19 protein-coding genes are annotated in these 22,330 nt (G+C 65.7%); 13 read left to right on the forward strand and 6 right to left on the reverse strand.

From position 1 onward, the window contains the following. Positions 1 to 20: 20 nt before the first annotated feature. From ABFX29_RS07575 to ABFX29_RS07585, 3 genes are all read right to left on the reverse strand, one after another. Positions 21 to 446 carry a hypothetical protein gene (locus ABFX29_RS07575; protein ID WP_152226280.1) on the reverse strand — a complete coding sequence of 142 codons (426 nt, stop codon included), beginning with the start codon at positions 444 to 446 and terminating at the stop codon, positions 21 to 23. Positions 447 to 537: 91 nt separating this feature from the next. Then, complete coding sequence (locus ABFX29_RS07580) at positions 538 to 1,170, reverse strand: putative glycolipid-binding domain-containing protein (protein WP_152226282.1); 633 nt, start codon at positions 1,168 to 1,170, stop codon at positions 538 to 540. A gap of 103 nt (positions 1,171 to 1,273) precedes the next feature. Continuing rightward, a complete protein-coding gene (locus ABFX29_RS07585; protein ID WP_211372338.1) occupies positions 1,274 to 2,695 on the reverse strand; it encodes a PucR family transcriptional regulator in 1,422 nt (473 codons plus the stop codon). 169 nt (positions 2,696 to 2,864) lie between these two features. Between ABFX29_RS07585 and gabT the strand changes: the two genes are divergently transcribed. Then, positions 2,865 to 4,220, forward strand: a complete 1,356-nt coding sequence (gene gabT / locus ABFX29_RS07590) for a 4-aminobutyrate--2-oxoglutarate transaminase (protein ID WP_152226286.1) — start codon at positions 2,865 to 2,867, stop codon at positions 4,218 to 4,220. A 74-nt stretch (positions 4,221 to 4,294) separates the two neighbouring features. Here the strand turns inward: gabT and ABFX29_RS07595 are convergent, their stop codons facing one another. After that, a complete protein-coding gene (locus ABFX29_RS07595) occupies positions 4,295 to 4,951 on the reverse strand; it encodes a TetR/AcrR family transcriptional regulator (RefSeq protein ID WP_152226287.1) in 657 nt (218 codons plus the stop codon). A 194-nt stretch (positions 4,952 to 5,145) separates the two neighbouring features. Here ABFX29_RS07595 and ABFX29_RS07600 point away from each other — a divergent pair, with 194 nt between their 5' ends. Genes ABFX29_RS07600 through ABFX29_RS07610 form a run of 3 tightly spaced genes read left to right on the forward strand, consistent with a single transcriptional unit; the run spans position 5,146 to position 8,950 of the window. Then, entirely contained in the window at positions 5,146 to 6,510 is a 1,365-nt protein-coding gene (locus ABFX29_RS07600) for a flavin monoamine oxidase family protein (protein ID WP_152226289.1), read from the forward strand. Positions 6,511 to 6,515: 5 nt separating this feature from the next. Next, positions 6,516 to 7,397 carry a universal stress protein gene (locus tag ABFX29_RS07605; protein WP_152226291.1) on the forward strand — a complete coding sequence of 294 codons (882 nt, stop codon included), beginning with the start codon at positions 6,516 to 6,518 and terminating at the stop codon, positions 7,395 to 7,397. Next, complete coding sequence (locus ABFX29_RS07610) at positions 7,394 to 8,950, forward strand: APC family permease (protein ID WP_152226293.1); 1,557 nt, start codon at positions 7,394 to 7,396, stop codon at positions 8,948 to 8,950. The genes ABFX29_RS07605 and ABFX29_RS07610 overlap by 4 nt, the downstream gene beginning before the upstream one ends. A 56-nt stretch (positions 8,951 to 9,006) precedes the next feature. On the opposite strand, the gene rarD is transcribed toward ABFX29_RS07610, so the two are convergent. After that, the gene (gene rarD / locus ABFX29_RS07615) at positions 9,007 to 10,035 is read right to left on the reverse strand and encodes an EamA family transporter RarD (protein WP_152226295.1); all 1,029 of its coding nucleotides are present in this window, start codon (positions 10,033 to 10,035) and stop codon (positions 9,007 to 9,009) included. Positions 10,036 to 10,173: 138 nt separating this feature from the next. Here rarD and ABFX29_RS07620 point away from each other — a divergent pair, with 138 nt between their 5' ends. Further along, complete coding sequence (locus tag ABFX29_RS07620) at positions 10,174 to 11,601, forward strand: FAD-dependent oxidoreductase (RefSeq protein WP_152226297.1); 1,428 nt, start codon at positions 10,174 to 10,176, stop codon at positions 11,599 to 11,601. 236 nt (positions 11,602 to 11,837) lie between these two features. Next, on the forward strand, positions 11,838 to 13,166 hold the full coding sequence (locus ABFX29_RS07625) for a GAF domain-containing protein (protein ID WP_246167255.1): 1,329 nt from the start codon (positions 11,838 to 11,840) through the stop codon (positions 13,164 to 13,166). On the opposite strand, the gene ABFX29_RS07630 is transcribed toward ABFX29_RS07625, so the two are convergent. Beyond that, positions 13,163 to 14,827 carry a DHA2 family efflux MFS transporter permease subunit gene (locus ABFX29_RS07630; RefSeq protein ID WP_152226299.1) on the reverse strand — a complete coding sequence of 555 codons (1,665 nt, stop codon included), beginning with the start codon at positions 14,825 to 14,827 and terminating at the stop codon, positions 13,163 to 13,165. The two genes, ABFX29_RS07625 and ABFX29_RS07630, sit on opposite strands and share 4 nt — an antisense overlap. A 191-nt stretch (positions 14,828 to 15,018) precedes the next feature. On the opposite strand from ABFX29_RS07630, the gene exaC reads away from it, so the two are divergent. From exaC to ABFX29_RS07665, 7 genes are all read left to right on the forward strand, one after another. Next, complete coding sequence (gene exaC, locus ABFX29_RS07635; RefSeq protein WP_152226301.1) at positions 15,019 to 16,542, forward strand: acetaldehyde dehydrogenase ExaC; 1,524 nt, start codon at positions 15,019 to 15,021, stop codon at positions 16,540 to 16,542. Positions 16,543 to 16,599: 57 nt separating this feature from the next. Continuing rightward, the gene (gene adhP / locus ABFX29_RS07640) at positions 16,600 to 17,619 is read left to right on the forward strand and encodes an alcohol dehydrogenase AdhP (RefSeq protein WP_152226303.1); all 1,020 of its coding nucleotides are present in this window, start codon (positions 16,600 to 16,602) and stop codon (positions 17,617 to 17,619) included. After that, entirely contained in the window at positions 17,619 to 18,023 is a 405-nt protein-coding gene (locus tag ABFX29_RS07645) for a DUF779 domain-containing protein (RefSeq protein ID WP_152226305.1), read from the forward strand. Before adhP ends, ABFX29_RS07645 begins: the two co-directional genes overlap by 1 nt. Before the next feature lie 116 nt (positions 18,024 to 18,139). Beyond that, entirely contained in the window at positions 18,140 to 18,505 is a 366-nt protein-coding gene (locus tag ABFX29_RS07650; RefSeq protein WP_152226307.1) for a hypothetical protein, read from the forward strand. Between the two features lie 135 nt (positions 18,506 to 18,640). Beyond that, the gene (locus ABFX29_RS07655) at positions 18,641 to 19,252 is read left to right on the forward strand and encodes a TetR family transcriptional regulator (RefSeq protein ID WP_152226309.1); all 612 of its coding nucleotides are present in this window, start codon (positions 18,641 to 18,643) and stop codon (positions 19,250 to 19,252) included. Between the two features lie 36 nt (positions 19,253 to 19,288). After that, positions 19,289 to 21,910 (forward strand): MMPL family transporter, encoded by a 2,622-nt coding sequence (locus ABFX29_RS07660; RefSeq protein WP_152226311.1) that lies wholly within the window; start codon positions 19,289 to 19,291, stop codon positions 21,908 to 21,910. A 119-nt stretch (positions 21,911 to 22,029) separates the two neighbouring features. Continuing rightward, positions 22,030 to 22,329 (forward strand): DUF4193 domain-containing protein, encoded by a 300-nt coding sequence (locus ABFX29_RS07665; RefSeq protein ID WP_152227285.1) that lies wholly within the window; start codon positions 22,030 to 22,032, stop codon positions 22,327 to 22,329. Position 22,330: the final 1 nt, after the last annotated feature.

A 22,330-nucleotide genomic window follows, 5' to 3' on the forward strand; every position in this document is an offset into this window, starting at 1 on the left:
CAGCCGTTCTTTGTTAAGCCTTAGTCTTCTTCGTCGTCTTCGAAGATCCACTCAAACATGTCGAAGACGTATTCGCTGAACGTTCCCTCTTCGCTCTGCCACTCGCCGCGGGCATTGTTCCGCCGCCAGACGATGGGGTCCGGGACGTCCAGCTGGTCGGCGCGGAAGCCCCAGGCGAACTTCTCGTCCTCATCCTCCAGGAACAGCAGGAACCCGTCCTCCAGCTCAAGCTCATCGGGATCCCAGAAGAAGTGGTAGGCCTCCATGAGGTCCTCGCAGCCGCCCAGCGCAAGGTAGAACTCACGCAGGACCAGCGGGATGGAGAAGTCATGCTCCTCGAGCATCTCATCGAGTTCATCAGCGCTCAGCCCGTCTTCGGGGCGCCAATTGTCCTCGAGGTACTTCGGGACCAGGGCACGGAACTTATCGAGGAACATTTCACTCATTGCGGGGGCTCCAACGTTGCAGGCGGACGTACTTCTATCCTAGCCGCGGGCGGGGACGGTCCCTGACGGGGCCGGGTGCACGGCTGGCCGCTCAGGCGGTGCGGCGGGCCAGGCCCGGGTATTCCAGCACCACGCCGTCGGAATCCACGGTGATCTCGGCAGTAAAGCCGCCTGAATCGGAAGAGAAGAGGACAATCGCGTTCCCCCGTTCGCTCCGGTAGGGGGAGACCTGGGAGTACACCTGCTCGCTGGCCAGGACCCGCAGGCTGGGCATTTCCACCCAGGCCATGGTCAGCCTGGTTTCATCCGGCGGGGCTGCGTTGTTGAGCAGGTCCAGCCGCAGGATGGGCATCGTGTTGGTCAGCGGGCACAGGCCAAGGTCGCAGTCCTGGGCATTGTCCAGCGCCCGGGGGTCTTCAATCCCGGGCGCGGGAAGATCCACGGTGCCGCTGGTGCTGACGTGGGAATCCCAGCGCCCGTCAAGTGAACGGACCAGCTCCAGCGAACGCGACCAGCCGTCGCCGGTAACCTTCACCTCCAGCCTGCTGGTAACCCAGCCGGGGGAGGTGGACAGTGACCAGGTGGCGCAGTAGTCGTCGCAGGTTGACGTGCCGCTGGCTGCCAGCTCGCTTTCGCGGAAGGATACGACCGCGGAATCCCGTCGTCCGGGGTCGTCAATGCCCGCCCAGTGAAGGGTCCTGGCGGGCTGAGCTGGCAAGTCCATCCCTACAGCGTAAAGTCCGGCTCAAACCGGCACAAAACCGCGGTGCCCGGCGGAGGCTGCCCGCAACGCCGGGCTGGCGCCGCGCTTCCCGCCGGCGGGCTGCCTAAGCGGTGAGCCGCCGCACGTTCAGCGCCAGGTACAGATGCACGCGGTCCGCGGTCACGGCAGGGTCGTAACCGGAAAGGTCGGCGATCTGCGTGAGCCGGTAGCGCACGGTGTTCCGGTGCAGCCCAAGGGCCTGGGCCACCTTCGCAACGGAGCCGTTCACCGCCAGGTATTTTTCCAGTGTTGGGACCAGTTCGGCGTCGTGCGCTGCATCGAAGGCCAACAGCGGATCCAGTGCCTCCGCAGCCAGGTCGGCCAGCGGGACGTCACGGCTGGCCATGAGCAGCGAGGCCAGGCTCAGCCGGTCCGGTTCGTTCACTGCGGCGCCGCGCAGCAGGCCTTCCTTGGCCTCGTAATACCCCCAGCGCAGCCCGGCCGGTTCGGCATACGCGCCGCCCACGCCCACTTTTGCCTGGAGGCCGGCTTCCTGCAGGTAACTGCCAAGCTCCGCGGCGAGGACCGCCGGATCGCCGTCGGGAACCCAGACGGCCAGCCGGTCCTCGCAGGTGGCGCTTACTGCGTCCTGCAGGGACGGAGGCAGGGGCAGGGATGCAAGCAGCTTGGCCTGAGCCCCGCCGGCTTCCACCAGGAGCGTCAGCTGCCGCCGTTCCGTGCTGACGCCGGCGGCCCGCAGCCGGTGGACGGCATCCTGGCCGGTGAGTTTGCCCGCCACGATGTCATCGAGCAGCTGGCCGTTGACTGCCCGTTCACGCACCCGCCGCCGGGCCTGGTTGTTCAGCTCCACGCTGATGAGGCTCTGGGCGTAGGCGATGAGGTCCGGATGCCCGAAGGGTTCGGCGACGGAAAGGGTGCAGCGGTCCCGCATTCCGGTGGCGATGGGCACCCGGTGCCAGGCGGTCTCCGCCTCGCCTGGCGCCAAACCAGTGGAGAAGACCTCGGCGCCGTACTGGTGCAGGGCAACTTCGGCTCCTAGGATCCCTGCCAGGTCCTTCAGCAGCCCGGTCAGCCCGCGGCCGGAAAGGAGCGCCTTGGCCAGGACCTGGTGCCCGGAGAGCAGCTCCTGGAGCTGCTCGACATGGTCCGCGGACAGGGCATCGGCCACCAGCTTGCCCACCGCTATGAAGGGGGTGCGGTAGGGGACTTCGAACACAGGCAGTCCCAGCCGGTTGGCTTCCTCCAGCAGGGGGCCGGGCACCCGGTCCAGGCTGAGCCCCGTCCCAAAGCCGATCGCCAGCGCGCCGGCACGGTGCACGCTCTCCACGAACCGGCGCTGCACCGCTCCGGTCCGCTGGCGCATTCCGGTTGTGAGCACCACTTCGCCGCCGCTGAGGAAGGGGGAAGGGTCTTCGAGTTCAGTAACAGCAACCCACTGGACCGGCACCGGGGTGATGGCAGCGCTGCCGCGGATGGCCAGGTCCAGGTCCTTGGCGGACAGCAGGTCGGTGAGCGAGATAGGCACGCAACAACTATAGGGGCATTCTTTTGGGCGCTTGCACCGCAACAGCAACATGTCATTGTGCGGGTGTCCGTGCCCTAACGGGGCGGCGGCGCGTAAATTTGGATCACTGCGGCCCAGTGCATCCATCACTTTTCGCATTTCCGATCCCCCGTCGAAAGAGGCAACACCCATGAGCACCTCAGCTACCGCCCCGGCCTTCCGGCTGGAACAGAAGCGGAACATCACCGGTTCCTTCCCGGGTCCGAAGTCCGCCGCCCTCAATGAGCGCCGCGCCGCTGTGGTAGCCAAGGGCGTAGCCTCCAGTGTCCCCGTTTACGTCCAGGATGCCGACGGCGGCATCATCGTTGACGTGGACGGCAACTCCTTCATCGACCTCGGCTCCGGCATCGCAGTGACCAGCGTCGGTGCGTCCGACCCCGCCGTCGTGGCAGCTGCCCAGGAGCAGGTTGCACACTTCACCCACACCTGCTTCATGGTTACCCCGTACGAGGGCTACGTTGCCGTGGCTGAAAAGCTCGCCGAGGTCACCCCCGGAACGCATGAGAAGCGCACCGTGCTCTTCAACTCCGGCGCCGAAGCAGTCGAGAACGCCATCAAGATTGCCCGCTCCGCCACGGGCCGCCAGGCCGTCGTTGCCTTCGACCACGCGTACCACGGCCGCACCAACCTGACCATGGGCCTGACCGCCAAGGCCATGCCGTACAAGACCGGATTCGGCCCGTTCGCTTCCGAGATCTACCGCATGCCCATGAGCTACCCCTACCGCGAAGAGAACCCGGAAATCACCGGCACCGAAGCCGCGGACCGCGCCATCCTCGCCATCGAAAAGCAGATCGGCGCCGACCAGCTGGCTGCCCTCCTGATCGAACCGATCCAGGGCGAAGGCGGCTTCATTGTCCCGGCCGCAGGCTTCCTGCCCCGGCTGGCCGAGTGGGCCAAGGCGAACGGCATCGTGTTCATCGCGGACGAGGTCCAGTCCGGCTTCTGCCGCACCGGCGAGTGGTTCGCCGTGGAGCATGAGGGTGTTGTCCCGGACATCATGACCATGGCCAAGGGTATTGCCGGCGGCATGCCGCTCTCCGCAGTCACCGGCCGCGCCGAACTGCTCGACGCCGTCCACCCGGGCGGCCTGGGCGGCACCTACGGCGGCAACCCCGTTGCCTGCGCTTCCGCACTGGCGGCCATCGAGACGATGGAAAGCCAGGACCTCTCCGGCCGTGCCCGCCGCATCGAGGAAATTACGGTGCCGCGCCTGCGCAAGGTTGCCGAAGAGACCGGAGTGATCGGCGAGGTGCGCGGCCGCGGAGCCATGCTCGCGCTGGAACTGGTGAAGCCGGGCACCAAGACCCCCGACGCCGCTGCCGCCAAGGAAATCGCGGCCGCCTGCCTGGCTGAAGGTGTCATCATCCTCACCTGTGGCACCTACGGCAACGTCATCCGCCTGCTCCCTCCGCTGGTCATCGGCGACGACCTGCTCTCCGACGGCCTGGACGTGCTGGAAGCGGCCATCCGCGCCCAGGCGTAACAAGCGCAGCAGCTGTGAAGGGCGGCATCCGGGAAACCGGGTGCCGCCCTTTTGCTGTGTTTTCCGGCAGGAAGCTACCTGTTTGAGAGCACTGCGAAGCCGCGGATCAGGGCATCGAGACCGGTCTCGAAGGCCTGTTCGGCTGCCTTGCCGCTTTCCCGGCCGGGCGCTGCGGCAACGGCGGCAGTGAAAAGCGGGCTCTCCGAGGCCAGGGAACCGGTGTCGAAGATGTCTGCGGGGGCAACGGCGTCGAAAGCCGAACCGAAGATGAAGGACTCCAGTGCCACGATCGCGGGGATGATCCTCGCCTGGTCCCAGCCTGCGCGGAGGAAACCTTCGGTGACGGCTTCGTACATGGCCAGCGTCCGGGGAGCCCCCGAGACCTGGAGGACGGCAATCACGGCGATCAGGGGAGTGTGGCGGGCAAAGACTTCCCGGTAGGAGCGGGCCCACGTCCGCACCGCGTCCTCCCAGTCCAGTTCCGCAAAACAGGCAGTGTCCACTTTTGCCATCAGGCCGTCCTGGATCCAGCGCAGCACTTCTGCCTTCGAGGCGGCGTGGTTGTAGAGGGCCGACGGCGCCACCTGCAGCTTTGCCGCCAGGGAGGACATGGTGAAACCTTCATAGCCGCGGGCAGTGATGACCTCCAGGGCCGCGGCGGTGATGTTCTCCTGCGTCAGGACACGCTGGGACGGACGGCCGGCACTGCGCCGCGTGCGTACTCCCGCCATCGCGCTCCTCCAAAGGTCTGCGGCACCCGGGTGCCCAAAAATTAATATTCGCACAGACTCTCCCCGCACGGCCGGGGGTCGGCTAGAGTGTCGGTACAAAATGAACGCTATTCATTTACATGTCATTTACATGGATCCCAAGAGAGCGTTCGGTTTGAGCGGCCGGAGGTCGGCCGCTGGAGAGAGGAAACACAGTGCGAACCCTGGAACGGAACGTCGTCATTATTGGTGCAGGCCCCTCCGGCCTTACCGCGGCGCGGAAACTGAAAGCTGCCGGCCTGAGCGTGGCAGTGCTGGAAGCGCGGGACCGCGTGGGCGGACGCACCTGGTCGGACACGATCGACGGCGCCTTCCTGGAGATCGGCGGACAGTGGATCTCCCCGGACCAGGAAGCGTTGAGCGAGCTCGTCGAAGAGCTGGGACTTCAGACTTTCCCGCGCTACCGCGACGGCGAATCCGTCTACATCGGCTCGGACCACCGCGCGGTGCGCTACTCCGGGGACATGTTCCCGGTAGCCGAATCCACGGCGCAGGAAATGGAGCGCCTGATCGCGCTCCTGGACGAGCTCACTGCCAAGACCGATCCGGCAGCACCGTGGACACACCCGGACGCACGGGCCCTGGATACCATCTCCTTCTCCGCCTGGCTGCGCGAACAGTCCTCCGACGAAGAAGCGTGCAACAACATTGGGCTGTTCGTTGCCGGCGGCATGCTCACCAAGCCGGCGCACTCCTTCTCCACCCTGCAGGCGCTGCTGATGGCTTCCTCCGCAGGCTCGTTCTCCAACCTGGTGGATGAGAACTTCATCCTGGACCGCCGGGTCGCCGGCGGGATGCAGCAGGTCTCCGAGCGCATGGCCGCTGAACTGGGCGAGGACGTCGTCCTGGGCGCCCCGGTCCGCACGCTCCGCTGGAACGCGGAAGGTCCGTCCGTAACGGCAGAAGCCGACGGCGTCACTGTCCACGCGCGCTACGCCATCATGGCCGTGCCTCCGAACCTGTACTCGCGGGTCTCCTTCGATCCGCCGCTGCCGCGCCGCCAGCACCAGATGCACCAGCACGTCTCCCTGGGCCTGGTCATCAAGGTCCACGCCGTGTATTCGAGGCCGTTCTGGCGCGAGGCCGGGCTCTCCGGCACCTGCTTCGGTGCCCATGAGCTGGTCCAGGAGGTCTACGACAACACCAACCATGAGGACAGCCGCGGCACCCTGGTGGGCTTCGTATCGGATGAGAAGGCCGATGCAATGTTCGAACTCAGTGCCGATGAGCGCCGGCAGGCCATCCTTGAATCCATCTCCGGCTACCTCGGCGAGGAAGCGCTGACCCCCGAGGTCTACTACGAATCCGACTGGGGGTCCGAGGAATGGACCCGTGGTGCCTACGCTGCCAGCTACGACCTGGGCGGCCTGCACCGCTACGGTCCGGACCAGCTGGCACCGGTGGGCCCCATCCACTGGTCCTGCTCTGACCTGGCAGCAGAGGGCTACCAGCACGTCGACGGCGCAGTCCGCATGGGTGCCAAGACTGCCGAGCGCATTATCGCGCGGTTCAAGGGCTGAGAACCGTGCGCTATGTAGTGGGCTACACGGCCACCGAACGGGGCAGGGACGCACTGTTCCTGGCCTGCTCCATCGCCCGCACCCAGGGCGCCTCCCTGGACCTGGTGATCGTGGACCCGGAAGAATCGCCCTACACCGCCGTCTATCCTCCGGAGCGGACCTACTCTTCGCTGCTGGCACGCCAGCTCCGGGACTGGCTGGATGAAGCCCTGGCCCTCGTGCCTGCAGACATCGAAGCCAGGGGTCACATCCGGACCGCCGACTCCGATGCGCGCGGACTCATCGATGCTGCAGAAGAATTCGGTGCGGGCCTGATCGTGGTGGGCGCCGGAAGCAACGGACTGTTCAAGCGCTTCACGGTGGGAAGCGTGGCCAACGCCCTGCTCCATGCCGCGAGCGTGCCGGTGGCCCTGGCACCCCGCGGCTACAGCAGGCTTGACCCGCTTTCCCGCATCACCTGCGCAGTAGGGGAGCGGCGCGGCGCCGAGGACGTCCTGGAAGTTGCCTGCGCCTCGGCGGCCCGCCGTGGCCTTCCCCTGCGCCTGCTCTCGCTGCTGGCGCTGGATGCGCCCGGGGACGCAGCAGTGGAGGAAGCGCAGCTGCACATCTCCGACCGGGTCCGCCGTGCCCAGGAGCTCACCGGAGGCAGGAGCGAGGTCAGCGGCGTGGTGGCCCAGGGCCGGACCATCGAAAACGCCGTGGACGAGCTTGAATTCGACGACGGCGAGGTCCTCATCATCGGCTCCAGCCGGCTCGCCCGGACCAACCAGCTCTTCCTGGGCGCCACGGCATCCAAGGTCCTAAGGAGCCTGCCGGTTCCCATGGTCGTTGTGCCCCGGAACTACACCCCCGCCCCGCAGCGCCAGACGTCAGGAGATCCGCAGTGAGCAACCGCACCAGCGCCAAAAACACTGCCGGAGGCACCGGACTGAGCAGCAAGGGACTGAAGGGCGGGCAGGTCGGGCTGATCGGCGCCGTCGTTATTGGCATTTCCTGCATCGCACCGGCGTACACGCTGACCTCCGGGCTGGGCCCCACCGTTTCGGAAGTTGGGGTGCAGCTGCCGGCGATTTTCCTGGTCGGCTTTATCCCCATGATCCTGGTGGCCCTTGGGTACCGCGAACTGAACAACGCGATGCCGGACTCGGGCACGTCCTTCACCTGGGCCACGCGTGCCTTCGGGCCGTGGGTCGGCTGGATGGGCGGCTGGGGGCTGATCGCCGCGACCATCATTGTGCTCTCCAACCTCGCCGCGGTGGCGGTGGACTTCTTCTACCTCATGCTGGCGCAGGTCACGGGCAATGATTCGCTGGCGGACCTGACCCTGAACCTGCCGTTGAACATCGCCACCACTTTGGTGTTCGTGGCCATTGCGTGCTGGATTTCCTACCGCGGCGTCGAAACCACCAAGACCGTCCAGTACGTACTGGTGGCGTTCCAGCTGATAGTGCTGACGTGGTTCTCCATCGCAGCTTTCGCGCACGTGGCCGGCGGCACCGCCTTCGACGCCACGCAGATCAGCTGGGACTGGTTCAACCCGTTCGCCGTGGAGTCCTTCTCCGCGTTCGCCGCCGGGGTATCCCTCTCAATCTTCGTCTACTGGGGCTGGGACGTCACCCTGACCATGAACGAGGAAACCAGGGACCCGGACAAGACCCCCGGCCGTGCGGCCACGGCCACGGTCTTTGTCATTGTGCTGATCTACATGATGATCGCGCTGGCAGTAATCTCCTATGCAGGTGTCGGTGACGGGGAGCTCGGTGCCGGCAACCCGGAGAACCAGGAGAGCATCTTCGCAGTCCTGGCCACTCCGGTGATGGGACCGTTCGCAATCCTGATGTCGCTGTCCATCCTGTCCAGCTCCGCAGCCTCGCTGCAGTCCACGTTCGTCTCCCCGGCGCGGACACTGCTGGCGATGGGCCACTACCGTGCCCTGCCAAAGCGGTTCGGCCGGATCAGCCCGGCCTACAAGTCCCCTGGCTACGCCACCGTCGCTGCCGCCATTGCGGCGTCCGCCTTCTACGTGGTTACGCGGCTGCTTTCGGAGAACGCCCTGTGGGACACCATCACGGCCCTTGGCCTGATGATCTGCTTCTACTACGGCATTACCGCACTGGCCTGCGTCTGGTACTTCCGCCGCGATGCCTTCGAGAGCGTGCGGTCCTTCCTGCTGAAGTTCCTAGCGCCCGCCCTTGGCGGAATCATCCTGTTCATCATGTTCATCAAGACCGCCTTCGACTCAATGGACCCCGACTACGGATCCGGTTCCTCCGTGGGCGGCGTTGGCCTGGTGTTCGTGCTGGGCATGGGCGTGATCATCCTGGGCGCTGTGCTCATGCTGGTGATGTACCGGATAAACCCCGGATTCTTCCGCGGCGAGACGCTCCGGACCGGCGACTCACGCTCTGCTGCCGAAGCTGAGCGCTCCGCCGTCCTGTAACCCGGGACCGGATCTGCGCCCCGGCCCTCCGGAAGGAAGGCCGGGGCGCACTCACACTAGACGGCGGCGGCAGCCCGGCGGATGCGTGCCCGCCGGGGCGAGCCGAGCATGTCGATGCTCAGCAGCAGCAGTGCCAGCCAGACCAGTCCGAATCCGGCCCAGCGCTCGGCCGGCATGGCCTCGTTGAAGACCAGCAGGGCCAGCGTGAACTGGAGGATCGGCGCCAGGTACTGCAGCAGGCCCACAGTACTCAGCGGCAGGCGCCGTGCTGCGGCACCAAAGAACACCAGCGGAACCGCGGTGGCGATGCCGGAAGCGGCCAGCAGCCAGAAGTGGGCGGGCCCCTCGGTCAGCAGGGTTCCGGAGCCGGTCGCGGCAAGGACCACCAGCACGACGGCGGCGACGGGCGTCAGTACGGCGGTTTCAATAGTGAGGCTGGAGACGGCATCCACTTTCCCGCCGACGTTCTTCTTCACCAGCCCGTACAGGCCGAAGCTGAAGGCCAGCGCCAGGGCGACCCAGGGAACCGTTCCATAGCCGAAGGCGAGCACAAGCACAGCGATAACCCCAACCGCCATCGCCGTCCATTGGAGGGGACGCAGGCGTTCCTTCAGGACCGCCACCCCCAGCAGGACGGAGATGAGCGGGTTGATGAAGTACCCCAGTGCCGCTTCGACCGCATGTCCGTTCAGGACCGCCCAGGCGAACACCAGCCAGTTCACCGCAATGAGCAGGGCGGCTGCGGTCAGGGTTGCCAGCGCCCTGCGGTCCTTCATTGCGGTCAGTGCACGCCGCCATGAGCGCATGACCGTCAGCAGGGCCGTACAGAAGACCAGGGAGAACACCACGCGGGCAGCGACGATTTCCACTGGTCCGGCGGGCTCCAGCAACAGGAAATAAAGCGGCAGCACGCCCCAAATGCCATAGGCGCCAATGCCGAACAGCAGACCGGAGGTACTTGGCTTCTCGTCGGCCCCGGAAGCGGTCGGGGCGGGGACACCCGGCGTGGTTCCGGCTGAAACAGGGGCGGCGGACCGCGCCGCTCCTCCGGCCAGCTGCGCGCTGGAAGAATTCTCATTGGCCATGTGGGTTGCAACCGGCTACGCCGTGGGCGTATTCCCGCCTCATCACGCCACTCCGTTTAGACGACGGGTAAGCGGGCAATTAGAATATAAAAATGTGCGCCATTTGCGTGCCACGACTCCCAAGTAGAAGGACTCTAAGTGTCTAACTCAGCTCCGGACAGCTCGCAGCGTCCCATGCGAGTCGCAATTATCGGCGCTGGTCCGGCCGGCGTTTACGCCGCAGACATCCTGACCAAAGCGGACCGCGACTTCGAAGTCAGCATTGATCTTTTCGATCAGTACCCGGCACCCTACGGCCTGATCCGCTACGGCGTCGCCCCGGACCATCCCCGCATCAAGGGGATCGTCAACGCACTGGAGAAGGTGCTGGATCGCGGCGATATCCGCTTCCTCGGCAACGTGAACTACGGCCGGGACCTCACGCTGAAGGACTTCCGGCACTTCTACGATGCCATCATCTTCGCCACCGGCGCCCTGAAGGATGCGCCCCTCCGGATTCCCGGCGTCGATCTTGAAGGCTCCTTCGGCGGCGCGGACTTCGTTTCCTGGTACGACGGCAATCCGGACGTGCCGCGCGACTGGCCGCTGGATGCCAAGGAAATCGCCGTCATCGGCAACGGAAACGTGGCCCTCGACGTCGCCCGCATTCTCTCCAAGCACGCCGACGACCTGCTGACCACGGAGATCCCCGCCAACGTCTACGAGGGACTGAAGAAGTCGCCCGTCACGGACGTCCACGTCTTTGGCCGCCGAGGCCCGGCGCAGGTTAAGTTCACTCCGCTGGAACTTCGTGAGCTCTCGCATTCGCGCGATGTGGACATTGTCCTGTACCCGGAGGATTTCGAATTCGACGAAGCCTCGGATGAGCAGATCCGCACCAACAACCAGACCAAGACCATGGTCAACACGCTGACCAACTGGCTGGTCGAGGAACAGGACACGGGTGCTTCGCGCCGTCTGCACCTGCACTTCCTGCACTCCCCGGTGGAGATTCACGATGATCCCGCCACGCCCGGTAAGGTCGCCGGCATCAAGATGGAGCGCACGGAACTTGACGGAACCGGCAACGCGCGGGGCACCGGGGAGATCATCGATTACCCGGTCCAGGCCGTCTACCGTGCGGTGGGCTACTTCGGTTCCGAACTGCCGGAGGTTGGTTACGACTCCCGCCGCGGCGTCATCCCCAACGAGGGCGGCCGGGTCGTGGACACCGGCGGCGCACCGGTGCCGGGTATCTACACCACCGGCTGGATCAAGCGCGGCCCGGTTGGCCTGATCGGCCACACCAAGGGCGACGCCCTGGAAACCATCGGCTACCTGCTGGAAGACCGCCGCACCCTGCCTGCCGCCGAAGAGCCCGAACCCGAGGCGATCATCCGGCTGCTGGAGGAGCGCGGCGTGGAGTACACCACCTGGGAGGGCTGGAAGCGGCTTGACGCCCACGAGAAGTCCCTGGGCGCCGGCTACATCCACGGCGATCCCGGAATCGGAGACCTGGTCCGCGAGCGCGTCAAGGTTGTGGACCGCGAAGAGATGACCCGCGTCTCCCGCGGTGAAAACATCTAGAACCCAGGCAGCATCAGCACCTAACCGAAGCCAGGTACCGCACAGCGGGCCTGGCTTCGGTGCTCTTGTAACCCAGCCTTCCCAGGCACGGCGCAGGCAGTCAGTGCACTGCTCTGGAACTGCAGGGTGTGCCGTGTCACTATGGACGGGCAGCCGCTGGCTGCCCGGAACAGCGATGCGGATCCGCTCCTGCTCCGGCCCGAACGGTCTCCTTATCAACGCGGATAGGTTGGACGGTGCAGCTGTCTTCCAGTGCCCTGCAGGGCAGGGTTCAACGGAACCCCGAGACACTCCAGCGTGATGCCTGGCGGGCGCACGAAAGCCTGCGCTCCCAGGGGGAAGTCCTTGATGTGCTGCGCCCCGGGGTGCGCGAATCCTGGCAGCGTTCCCTGCGCCACCACCCCGATCCCGACGCTGCGAGGTCCGCACTGGTCCTTGAAGGCGCGGAACTGGAGGCGTACCGCCAGTCCCATCCGCTGGCCTCGATCATGCCCGTCATCCAGCGGCTGCTGGTTGAACCCGGCAGGGATACCGGGCTGCTGGTGGCCGTCGGGGACCAGCTGGGACGGCTGCTGTGGGTGGACGGAGATCCTGAGCTCCTGCGCCGGGCAGAGGACATGATGTTCATGCCCGGGGCGGACTGGTCCGAGCATGCGGTGGGAACCAGTGCCCCCGGCACCGCCCTGGCCACCGGCCGCAGCGTACAGATTGCCGGTGCGGAGCACTTCAGCCCGCAGGTCCATCCGTGGTCCTGCACGGCTGTGCCGGTACAGGATCCCGAATCCGGCAGCGTACTGGGCGTGGTGGACATCACCGGTAAGGAAGAAGCCGTTGCGGTCCACACGCTTGCCCTGGTCCAGGCTGCCGTCGCTGCAGCCACCGCCCAGCTGCGGGTCGAGCGCCTGCAGACCAGCGCTGCCCGGCCCGCCCGGCGCGGCACCGAGGCCCGGTCTGCCCGGTCTACCCTGTACCAGGACAGCCTGCAGGTCCTGGGAACAGATACCGCAGACCTGTGCGTGGACGGGACCCGGGTGCAGCTCAGCCAGCGCCATTCGGAACTCATGACCCTGCTGGCGCTGCATCCGCGCGGGCTGAGCGCCGAAGAGCTTGCGGTGCTGGCCTACCCGGAGGAAGCCTCGGTGGGCAGCGTGCGCGCGGAGATGCTCCGGCTGCGCAGGTTTCTCTCCCGCTCGGTCTCAGCGCGGATTGTTCCCGAGTCCCGGCCCTACCGCCTGCCTGCGGAGCTGGTGCTGGACGCAGGCCAGGTCCGCGCCTGCCTTTCCCGTGGCGCCCACCGGCTCGCCCTGAACATTTACAAAGGTCCAGTGCTGCCGCATTCCCAGGCCCCGGGCATTGCGGCGCTGCGCCGGGGCCTGAGCGCTGAGCTGCGCGAAGCGGTTTTGGCTGAGGCCGGAATCGAGACGGTGCTGCAGTACCTCAAGCTCGAGGAGGCAGCGAACGACGCCGAGGCGTGGCGCCTGGCGCTCCAGCTGCTGCCGCCTCGATCCCCCCGCCGGGCAGGGATAGTCGCCGGGCTGCAGCGGATAGAGCGCGACCTCGCCTAAGGGCGGGTATCTCCGCCGCGCTCCGGCGCCCGCACCCCGGCAGGCTCGCCGGCCTGCGGGCCGATCGCCGGCTTGATCCGGAGGCTGGTCAGGAAGCCGATGAGCAGGGCCCCTGCAGCGATCCAGCCGGCCAGGGATGCGCCGCTGGTCATGGCGTCCCGGGCGGCGTCGGCTATGAACGCGGTCTGGGGATCGGCGGCCAGCGCCGTGATGCTGCCGCCGGAGGTGGCATTCACCGAGTCCACGGCACCGGAAAGCTGGGGGGCACCGGCAACCGCGTCAGCAACCTCGTTCTCCGTTCCGGTGCGCAGCGTGGTGAAGAATGCCGTGCCCAGGACGGCGATGCCCAGGGCCGAGCCGGTCTGCCGCGCGGTGCTCTGCGTTGCGGAGCCCTGGCCGCTCTTCGCGAGGGGAACTTCGGCCAGGATTACGGAGGTCAGCTGGGCGGTGGCCAGCCCCACACCGATGCCGTAGAAGAGCAGGATGGGGGAGGTGAGCCAGGCGGTGCTGTCCGGGCGGATCAGCAGGGCAAGCGCGGAGATGCTCAGGATCTCAAGGGCCAGGCCCATCCGCACCACCACCACGGGACTGTACTTCCTGGCCAGCGAGGCAACGCCGCCGGAGGCAAGGAAGGAGCCGGCCGCCAGGGGCAGCAGGGCAAGTCCGGCTTCGAAAGCCGTATAGCCCAGCACGTTCTGGAACCACAGCGGCAGGGAGAGGATCAGGCCGAACTCGCCGAAGCTGACAATCAGGGCTGTCACGTTGCCGTTGGCGAAGGACGGGATGCGGAACAGGGAGAGGTCCAGGATGACGCCTTTGCCGGCTGCGGTCCGCGAGCGCTCCAGCAGCACGAAGCAAACCAGTGCCACCACGGCAACCAGGAAGGCCAGCGGGACGGGGGAGAGCGTCCCGGCCTGGAACGGCGCGTCCTCGGTGGCGTCCCACCAACCGTAGCTGCGGCCTTCGATCAAACCGAAGACCAATGCCCCGAAGCCCAGAATGGACAGTGCCGCACCGCCGAGGTCCAGGCGCTGCGCAGCCCCGGTGACGGCTTCGGATGATTCGGCCACGAAGAGCAGCAGCCCTGCAACCACCAGCACACCTACTGGGATGTTGATGCCGAAGGCCCAGCGCCAGCTGGCGTTCTCGGTCAGCCAGCCGCCCAGCAGAGGGCCGATCGCGGCCATGCCGCCGATCGTGGAACCCCAGACCGCGAACGCAATGCCCCGCTCCCGGCCCTGGAAGTTGGCGTTCAGCAGCGCGAGCGTGGTGGGCAGGATCATTGAGCCGCCCAGCCCCTGTATTGCGCGGCCGAGGATCAGGACGCCTCCGGATTCCGCGACGGCGCACAGCACCGAGGCCGCCACAAAGATTACGACGCCGGTCAGCATGATCCGCCGCCGGCCCACCCGGTCCGCAATCCGGCCCCAGGTCAGCAGCAGCGCAGCGAACAGCAGCGTGTAGATCTCCTGCACCCACTGGATCTCGGTGCTGGAAATCCCCAGGTCCGCGACGATCGAGGGAACGGACACGGACACGATGGTGGCGTCCATGATGATCATTGCCACGCCGAGGCTGATGGCCAGCAGGCCCCACCAGCGGTAGCGGATGTACCGGCTCGGCTGCGGTTCTTCCCCGCTGCCCGGGAATTCGGAAGTCATTAGCGTTCCTTATATCTCGATTACTAAGAAATTGCCCTAGGTAACCATAAACCCGCCTGTGGCACGCCGCTAGCCGGTCCGCAATGTCCCTGCTACGCAGATGCTACGTCTGCCTGCGTAGGGTTCACCACACCGGCGGACACGACACCGAGGTCGTGTACCAACGCTCGAAAATGAGGAGCAGACAAGTCATGACCGTTTACGCGCAGCCCGGCCAGGGCGAGGCACTTGTTTCATTCAAGCCCCGCTATGAGAACTGGATCGGCGGAGAATGGGTAGCCCCGGTGAAGGGCGGCTACTTCGAGAATGTTTCACCCGTAACGGGCAAGGTCTTCTGCGAAGTAGCCCGGGGCACCTCCGAGGACATCGACCTCGCCCTGGACGCAGCACACAAGGCAGCGCCGTCGTGGGGCAAGACCTCAGTTGCGGAGCGGGCCAACATCCTGAACCGCATCGCTGACCGGATCGAGGAAAACCTCGAAATGCTCGCCGTCGCCGAGACGTGGGACAACGGAAAGCCGGTTCGGGAGACCCTGGCCGCAGACATGCCGCTGGCAGTGGACCACTTCCGGTACTTCGCCGGCGCCGTGCGGGCCCAGGAAGGCACCCTCTCCCAGATCGATGACAACACCACCGCTTACCACTTTCACGAGCCGCTGGGCGTAGTTGGCCAGATCATCCCGTGGAACTTCCCCATCCTCATGGCGGTCTGGAAGCTTGCTCCTGCGCTCGCAGCGGGCAACGCCGTTGTCCTGAAGCCTGCCGAGCAGACACCCGCCTCGATCATGGTGCTGGCTGAGCTGATTGCGGACCTGCTCCCTGCAGGCGTACTGAACATCGTCAACGGCTTCGGAGTGGAAGCCGGCAAGCCGCTGGCGTCCTCCAAGCGGATCCGCAAGATCGCGTTCACCGGCGAAACCACCACCGGCCGCCTGATCATGCAGTACGCCAGCCAGAACCTGATCCCGGTGACGCTGGAACTGGGCGGCAAGAGCCCGAACATCTTCTTCGCCGACGTCGCTGCCCGGGACGACGCGTTCTACGACAAGGCACTGGAGGGCTTCAACATGTTCGCCCTGAACCAGGGCGAGGTCTGCACCTGTCCTTCGCGGGCGCTTATCCAGGACTCCATCTACGACTCCTTTATGTCCGATGCCCTGGCCCGCACCGCTGCGATGGTGCAGGGAAATCCGCTGGACACCAACACCATGGTGGGAGCGCAGGCCTCCAACGACCAGCTGGAGAAGATCCTCTCCTACATGGACATTGCGGGCCAGGAAGGTGCCAAGGTCCTGGCCGGAGGCAAGCGGAACATGCTCGACGGCGACCTGGCCGGTGGCTTCTATGTTGAGCCCACCGTCTTTGAGGGCACCAACAACATGCGCATCTTCCAGGAGGAGATCTTTGGACCGGTGGTCTCCGTGACACGGTTCTCGGACTATGGGGAGGCACTCTCCATTGCCAACGACACCCTGTACGGACTCGGTGCCGGCGTCTGGTCCCGGGACGGCAATACTGCCTACCGTGCCGGCCGGGATATCCAGGCCGGCCGTGTCTGGGTGAACAACTACCACGCCTACCCCGCGCACGCGGCGTTCGGCGGCTACAAGTCCTCCGGCATCGGACGCGAGAACCACGCCATGATGCTGGACCACTACCAGCAGACCAAGAACCTGCTGGTCAGCTACGCCGAATCCAAGCAGGGCTTCTTCTAGACAGCCCGGTTCCACCTGCCAGTCCCCAGAAACACCACCCCAAACAAGGAGATCGACATGGAACACATGCAGGCCGCAGTCGTCAACACGCTCGGTGAACCGCTCACCGTAGGAGAGAACGATATTCCGGTCCCCGGGCCGGGGCAGGTCCTGGTCAAGCTCATGACGACCGGGGTTTGCCACACGGACCTGCATGCGGCCCAGGGGGACTGGCCGGTGAAGCCCAGCCCGCCTTTCATTCCCGGACATGAAGGGGTGGGCCGCGTCGTGTCGCTCGGCGAAGGCGTGACCGAGCTGAAGGAAGGGGACATAGTGGGCAACGCCTGGCTATGGTCCGCCTGCGGGGTCTGCGAGTACTGCCGCACGGGCTGGGAGACTCTGTGTGAGCAGCAGCAGAACGGGGGCTACAGCGTCAACGGGTCCTTCGGGGAGTACATGCTGGTGGACGAGAGGTTCGCGGCCCACATCCCTGAGGGCGCGGATCCGGTGGAGGTGGCGCCCGTGCTCTGCGCCGGTGTCACGGTCTACAAGGGGCTGAAGGTGACCGAGGCCCGGCCGGGACAGTGGGTGGTCATTTCCGGTATCGGCGGGCTGGGGCACGTTGCCGTGCAGTACGCCAAGGCAATGGGACTGCGGGTCGCGGCCGTGGACATCGCGGAGGACAAGCTGGCGCTGGCACGCGAATTCGGTGCGGAGGTAACGGTCAATGCCCTGAACGAGGATCCGGTGGAGGCAATCCAGGCCCAGACCGGCGGAGCGCACGGCGTGCTTGTCACGGCAGTGCACCCCTCAGCCTTCGGGCAGGCCATCGGCATGGCCCGCAGGGGCGGAACCATCGTCTTCAACGGACTGCCCCCCGGGGACTTCCCGGCACCGATCTTCGACATCGTGCTCAAGGGCCTGACCATTCGGGGCTCGATCGTCGGCACCCGCCAGGACATGGTCGAGGCCCTGGACTTCTACGCCCGCGGCCTTATCCACCCGAAGGTCTCGACCCGCCCGCTGGACGACATCAATGATGTCCTGGATGAACTTGCCGCCGGCCGGATCGACGGACGTGTGGTGGTCCAGTACTGATGGACGCGGTCACAGGAGCAGTCCTGGATGCTGCGCCGGCCCTGCCCGGGGAGACCTCTTCCCGGGTGGGGCTGACGCCCGCCGCCCAGGCGCTGCTCAGGACACTCAAGGAGCAGCACGGCCCGCTGATGTTCCACCAGTCCGGCGGGTGCTGCGACGGTTCTTCCCCCATGTGCTACCCCGAGGGAGACTTCATCACCTCCGAAGCGGACGTCCTACTGGGCATCTTCGACCTGGACGGGGAGGACATTGGGTTCTGGATGTCCGCCGACCAGTTCGAGTACTGGAAGCACACACACCTGACGGTCGACGTCGTCACCGGCCGTGGGAGCGGATTCTCGCTGGAAGCGCCGGAGGGAAAGCGGTTCCTGATCCGCTCACGGCTGCTGGATGTGCCCGAATAGCCCCCAAGTAGTAAGGTTGCTGTTTAATTCCTCTGCGTCCGCCGGCGGCGGAGGATTGGACGGTACATCATGATGCCTCGAGCGGGGCGGGAATGAGGAACACCATGGTTAAGAAGATGACTTTTCTGGCAGGGATCGGCGTCGGTTACCTGATTGGTTCCAAGGCCGGCAGGGAGAAAATCATGTCCCTGTGGAACGACCCCAAGGTGCAGGACAGCGTAAGCCATGGCACTGACTGGGCAAAGGAAAAAGTTCCGGGACTGCAGGAAAAGGTCACCGGTGCCGCCAAGGACGCTGCCTCCTCGGCTAAGGATGCTGCCGCTCAGGCAAAGGACAGTGTCTCCGGGGGTTCATCCAGCAGCCCGAACAGCTCCAATGGCTCGTCCTCAGTAGCGGGAACCGCCAATCCTGCGGACAAGTCCCACACTTTCGGCGGCGGCTCCACCATGGATCCGGCACGCCCGCAGCCTGAAACCCGCTAAACAAACGGGGCTCCGGCCCCTGTGCAGTGAGCTGATGCCCGCCCCGGGAAACCGGTGCGGGCATCTTTTTGCCTGGATTGAACCCCTGTCGCGAAGAATTTGCCTCTCGTGCAAACTTGCACATAGTGTAGCGATGTGACGGACCAGCAGCTTTCCCGCAGGGAGCAGAACAAAACGGCGACCCGCCGTGCGATCGCCGACGCCACGCTGGGGCTGGTCCGCAGCAAAGGCGCCGGCCAGTTCACTATTGACGACATTGCCGAAGCTGCGGGAATCTCCCGCCGGACGTTCTTTAATTACTTCCCCAGCACCTCGGCAGCGCTCAACGTTGCCATGGAGGACTTCCTGGACGGGGTGCTGGGCCATTTTCAGGCACGTCCGCAGAACGAGAACATCGTTGACTCGATGCTTCATGCGCTCTCCCAGCCTGCGGATCCGGCGAACCTGGCCGTCATGGCCGAGCTGCACGGCCTGGCCGAAAAACATCCGGATATGGCGCGGGTCCACCTCGAAGCATGGGACCAGGCCGAACACCGGATCGTGGACTCCCTGCGCACGCGCCTGGGGCAGGAAACAGACCCGTTCTACACCGGTACCCTCGTCGCCGCAGTGCTCGCGTGCGGGCGCAGCGCGTTTGCGCAGTGGCAGTACCGCACGCAGGGCGAGATCACGCCGCAGACCCTCAAGCTGCTCGAAGAACTCTTTACTGAAGCCATCGGTTTCCTCCGCGACGGCTTCAGCCGCTAAACCACACAACCCGACCCGCTCAACGAAAGACAGTTCATGGCATCCCTGCTTTACCGGCTCGGTAAATTCAGCTTCCGGCACCGCTGGTGGTTCCTCAGTTCCTGGCTTGTGCTGCTCCTCGGCATCGGCGGGGCGTTCGCAGCATTCAGTGCGCCTACGACGAACAACTTCACAATTCCCGGGTCCGAGAGCCAGCGCGTACTGGACGAGCTGCGTGAGCGGGTGCCTGATGTCTCCGGCGGGTCCGGCCGAATCGTTTTCGAAACCGAATCCGGCGAGGCCTTCACGGAGGCGGAGCCCCAGGCGGTCACGGACACGGTGGCGGAACTGAACAAACTCGACTTCCTCAAGTCAGTCAGTGATCCCTTCGAAATGCAGGCCCAGCTTGACGGCAGCCCGGAGCAGCTCGCCGCCGGCCAGGCAGAGCTCGACGCCGCGCGGGCGCAGCTTGAGGCCGGCAAGCCCCAGCTGGAGGCCGCGGCCGCGCAGCTCACCGCCAGCCGGGACCAGCTCTCCCTGGCACAGATGCAGGCCGACCAGCTCGAGGCCGCCGGGCAGAGCCAGCAGGCAGATGCGGTCCGCGCACAGCTCAGTGCGCAGGAAGAGCAGCTGGCTGCCGGGGTAGCGCAGCTTGCCGAACAGCAGGCCGCCTATGACGACGGCGTTGCCCAGCTGGCCCAAGGTGAACAGGAACTGCTGGATGCACAGCGTATGGCCGACGCTTCGGACGGGCTGCGCTTTGTCTCCGAGGACGGCGTCACCGCTTTCTCGGAGGTCCAGTTCCAGGAGCAGTCCTACTCGGTTACCCCCGAGCAGCGCCAAGAGGTACAGGACACCGCCAACCGGATCACCGATTCCGGTGTCCAGGTGTTCTTCAGCAAGGAAATCGTGGAGGACGTTTCCTCCCTGTTTGGGCCCTCTGAAGCGATCGGTGTGGCCGTCGCCGCCGTCGTGCTCATCCTGATGCTCGGCACCCTGGTGGCTGCCGGACTGCCCCTGCTCATGGCACTGGTGGGCGTGATCGCCGGTGTGGGGACCACCATGGCCCTCACCGGCGTCGTGGAGATGACCTCCATTTCCCCCATGCTGGCACTGATGCTGGGCCTCGCCGTGGGCATCGACTATTCCCTGTTCATCATCAACCGGCACCGCACGCAGCTGCTGCACGGTATGGCGCTGGAGGAATCAGCCGGTGTCGCCACCGGAACCAGCGGCAATGCCGTGCTGTTCGCCGGCCTGACCGTGGTGATCGCGCTGGCCGCGCTGGCCGTCCCCGGACTGCCGTTCCTCAGCGTGATGGGCCTGGCAGCAGCCGGCACCGTGGCCATGGCCATCCTGGTTGCACTGACGGTGACCCCCGCCTTCCTGGGCTTCATCGGCAACCGCATCCTCTCGAAGAAGGCCTGGGCCAAGGCCGGAATCACGCCCCCGGCCCCGCACGCAGCCCTGACCCAGGAAGACCAGGCCGCGGCCGCTGAACACCAGGAAAACGGCAACCCGCGACGCTGGGGACGGCTGGTCACCAACCACCCGGTGATCACCGTCATCCTCAGCGTCCTGCTGCTGGGCACCATGGCCATCCCCGCCGGTTCACTGCGCGTGGGACTGCCTGACGGCGGGTCGGAACCGGTGGACTCCACCGCCTACCAGGCCTACCAGCGGCTGGGGGACAGCTTCGGTGAGGGAATCAACGGTCCCGTGATTGTGGTTGGCTACCTGCCTGACGGGCTCACGGACGACGAGGCTTCCGACCTCACCTATGAGGTCGCCGGAAAACTGCGCGAGCTCCAGAACGTCACCACCGTGGTCCCGGCTTCCACCAGCGATGACGGAACGATGGTTGTTTTCCAAGTCATCCCCGAGGGCGGGCCCGCCGCGGAAGGCACCGAGGACCTGGTGCACACCATCCGCGACGATGCAGGCCAGATCAAGGATGACACCGGCGTCGAAATCGCCATCACCGGCCAGACCGGCATCAACATCGATGTCTCGGACAAGCTGATGGATGCCATGCCGGTCTACCTGCTGATCGTCGTGGGCCTGTCCCTGGTCCTGCTCCTGCTGGTCTTCCGCTCCATCCTGGTGCCGCTGATCGCCACCGGAGGGTTCCTCCTTTCCCTGGCCGCCAGCTTCGGCGCTGTCGTCGCGATCTACCAGTGGGGCTGGCTGGGCAGCATCTTTGACGTACACAACCCCGGAGCGGTGCTGAGCTTTCTGCCGATCATCCTGATCGGGGTGCTTTTCGGCCTCGCCATGGATTACCAGATGTTCCTGGTATCCGGCATGCGCGAAGCCTACGTACATGGTGAAGATCCGCGCCAAGCCGTCCGCACCGGATTCGACCACGCCTCCCGGGTTGTTACGGCGGCGGCGATCATCATGGTCTCCGTGTTTGCCGGATTCATCTTCGCCCACCTGACGATGGTCCGTCCGATCGGTTTTGCCCTGGCCATCGGCGTCCTGCTGGACGCGTTCGTCATCCGCATGACCCTGATTCCGGCAGTGCTCCATCTGCTGGGTAAATCAGCCTGGTGGATTCCGAAGTGGCTGGACCGGATCCTTCCGGACGTCGACGTCGAAGGCGCCCGCCTGCTGAAGGCGTCCCAGGCCCCGGGCGGCGTGGAAACGGAGCAGGAACTCGCTTCGGCCGGACGGTGAGCCGAAATATGTCACACTTGTTGCGCTTCTGACCTGCACAGCAGACAGTACCGGTTACCATCGGGGTGCACCGCCCCGTCCCACAGCCCCCCACCAAGCATTGGAGAGTGAGCCTGAATATGGCTACTGATTACGACGCACCGCGCAAGGTCGAAGAGGATGCAGGAACCACTTCCATCGAAGAGCTTCAGGCCCGGCGGAGCGACAAGCAGTCAGCCGTAGTGGACGTGGACGAATCGGAGGCGGCGGAAGCCTTCGAGCTGCCGGGCGCGGACCTTTCCAGCGAGGAACTGCTGGTTCGCGTCGTGCCGGCACAGGAAGACGAATTCACCTGCGGCTCGTGCTTCCTGGTCCGCCATCGCTCCCAGTTCGCCGTGGAGAAGAACGGCACCAAATACTGCAGGGACTGCGAGGGGTAGA

It is taken from the genome of Arthrobacter gandavensis, assembly GCF_039528575.1.
Classification (GTDB): Bacteria; Actinomycetota; Actinomycetes; order Actinomycetales; family Micrococcaceae; genus Arthrobacter_B; species Arthrobacter_B citreus_B.

Coding starts and splice junctions, on each gene's coding strand:
- ABFX29_RS07575 (WP_152226280.1), bottom strand. CDS start 446: ATGAGTGAAATGTTCCTCGATAAGTTCCGTGCCCTGGTCCCGAAGTAC.
- ABFX29_RS07580 (WP_152226282.1), bottom strand. CDS start 1,170: ATGGACTTGCCAGCTCAGCCCGCCAGGACCCTTCACTGGGCGGGCATT.
- gabT (WP_152226286.1), top strand. CDS start 2,865: ATGAGCACCTCAGCTACCGCCCCGGCCTTCCGGCTGGAACAGAAGCGG.
- ABFX29_RS07595 (WP_152226287.1), bottom strand. CDS start 4,951: ATGGCGGGAGTACGCACGCGGCGCAGTGCCGGCCGTCCGTCCCAGCGT.
- rarD (WP_152226295.1), bottom strand. CDS start 10,035: ATGGCCAATGAGAATTCTTCCAGCGCGCAGCTGGCCGGAGGAGCGGCG.
- ABFX29_RS07630 (WP_152226299.1), bottom strand. CDS start 14,827: ATGACTTCCGAATTCCCGGGCAGCGGGGAAGAACCGCAGCCGAGCCGG.
- exaC (WP_152226301.1), top strand. CDS start 15,019: ATGACCGTTTACGCGCAGCCCGGCCAGGGCGAGGCACTTGTTTCATTC.
- adhP (WP_152226303.1), top strand. CDS start 16,600: ATGGAACACATGCAGGCCGCAGTCGTCAACACGCTCGGTGAACCGCTC.
- ABFX29_RS07645 (WP_152226305.1), top strand. CDS start 17,619: ATGGACGCGGTCACAGGAGCAGTCCTGGATGCTGCGCCGGCCCTGCCC.
- ABFX29_RS07650 (WP_152226307.1), top strand. CDS start 18,140: ATGACTTTTCTGGCAGGGATCGGCGTCGGTTACCTGATTGGTTCCAAG.
- ABFX29_RS07660 (WP_152226311.1), top strand. CDS start 19,289: ATGGCATCCCTGCTTTACCGGCTCGGTAAATTCAGCTTCCGGCACCGC.
- ABFX29_RS07665 (WP_152227285.1), top strand. CDS start 22,030: ATGGCTACTGATTACGACGCACCGCGCAAGGTCGAAGAGGATGCAGGA.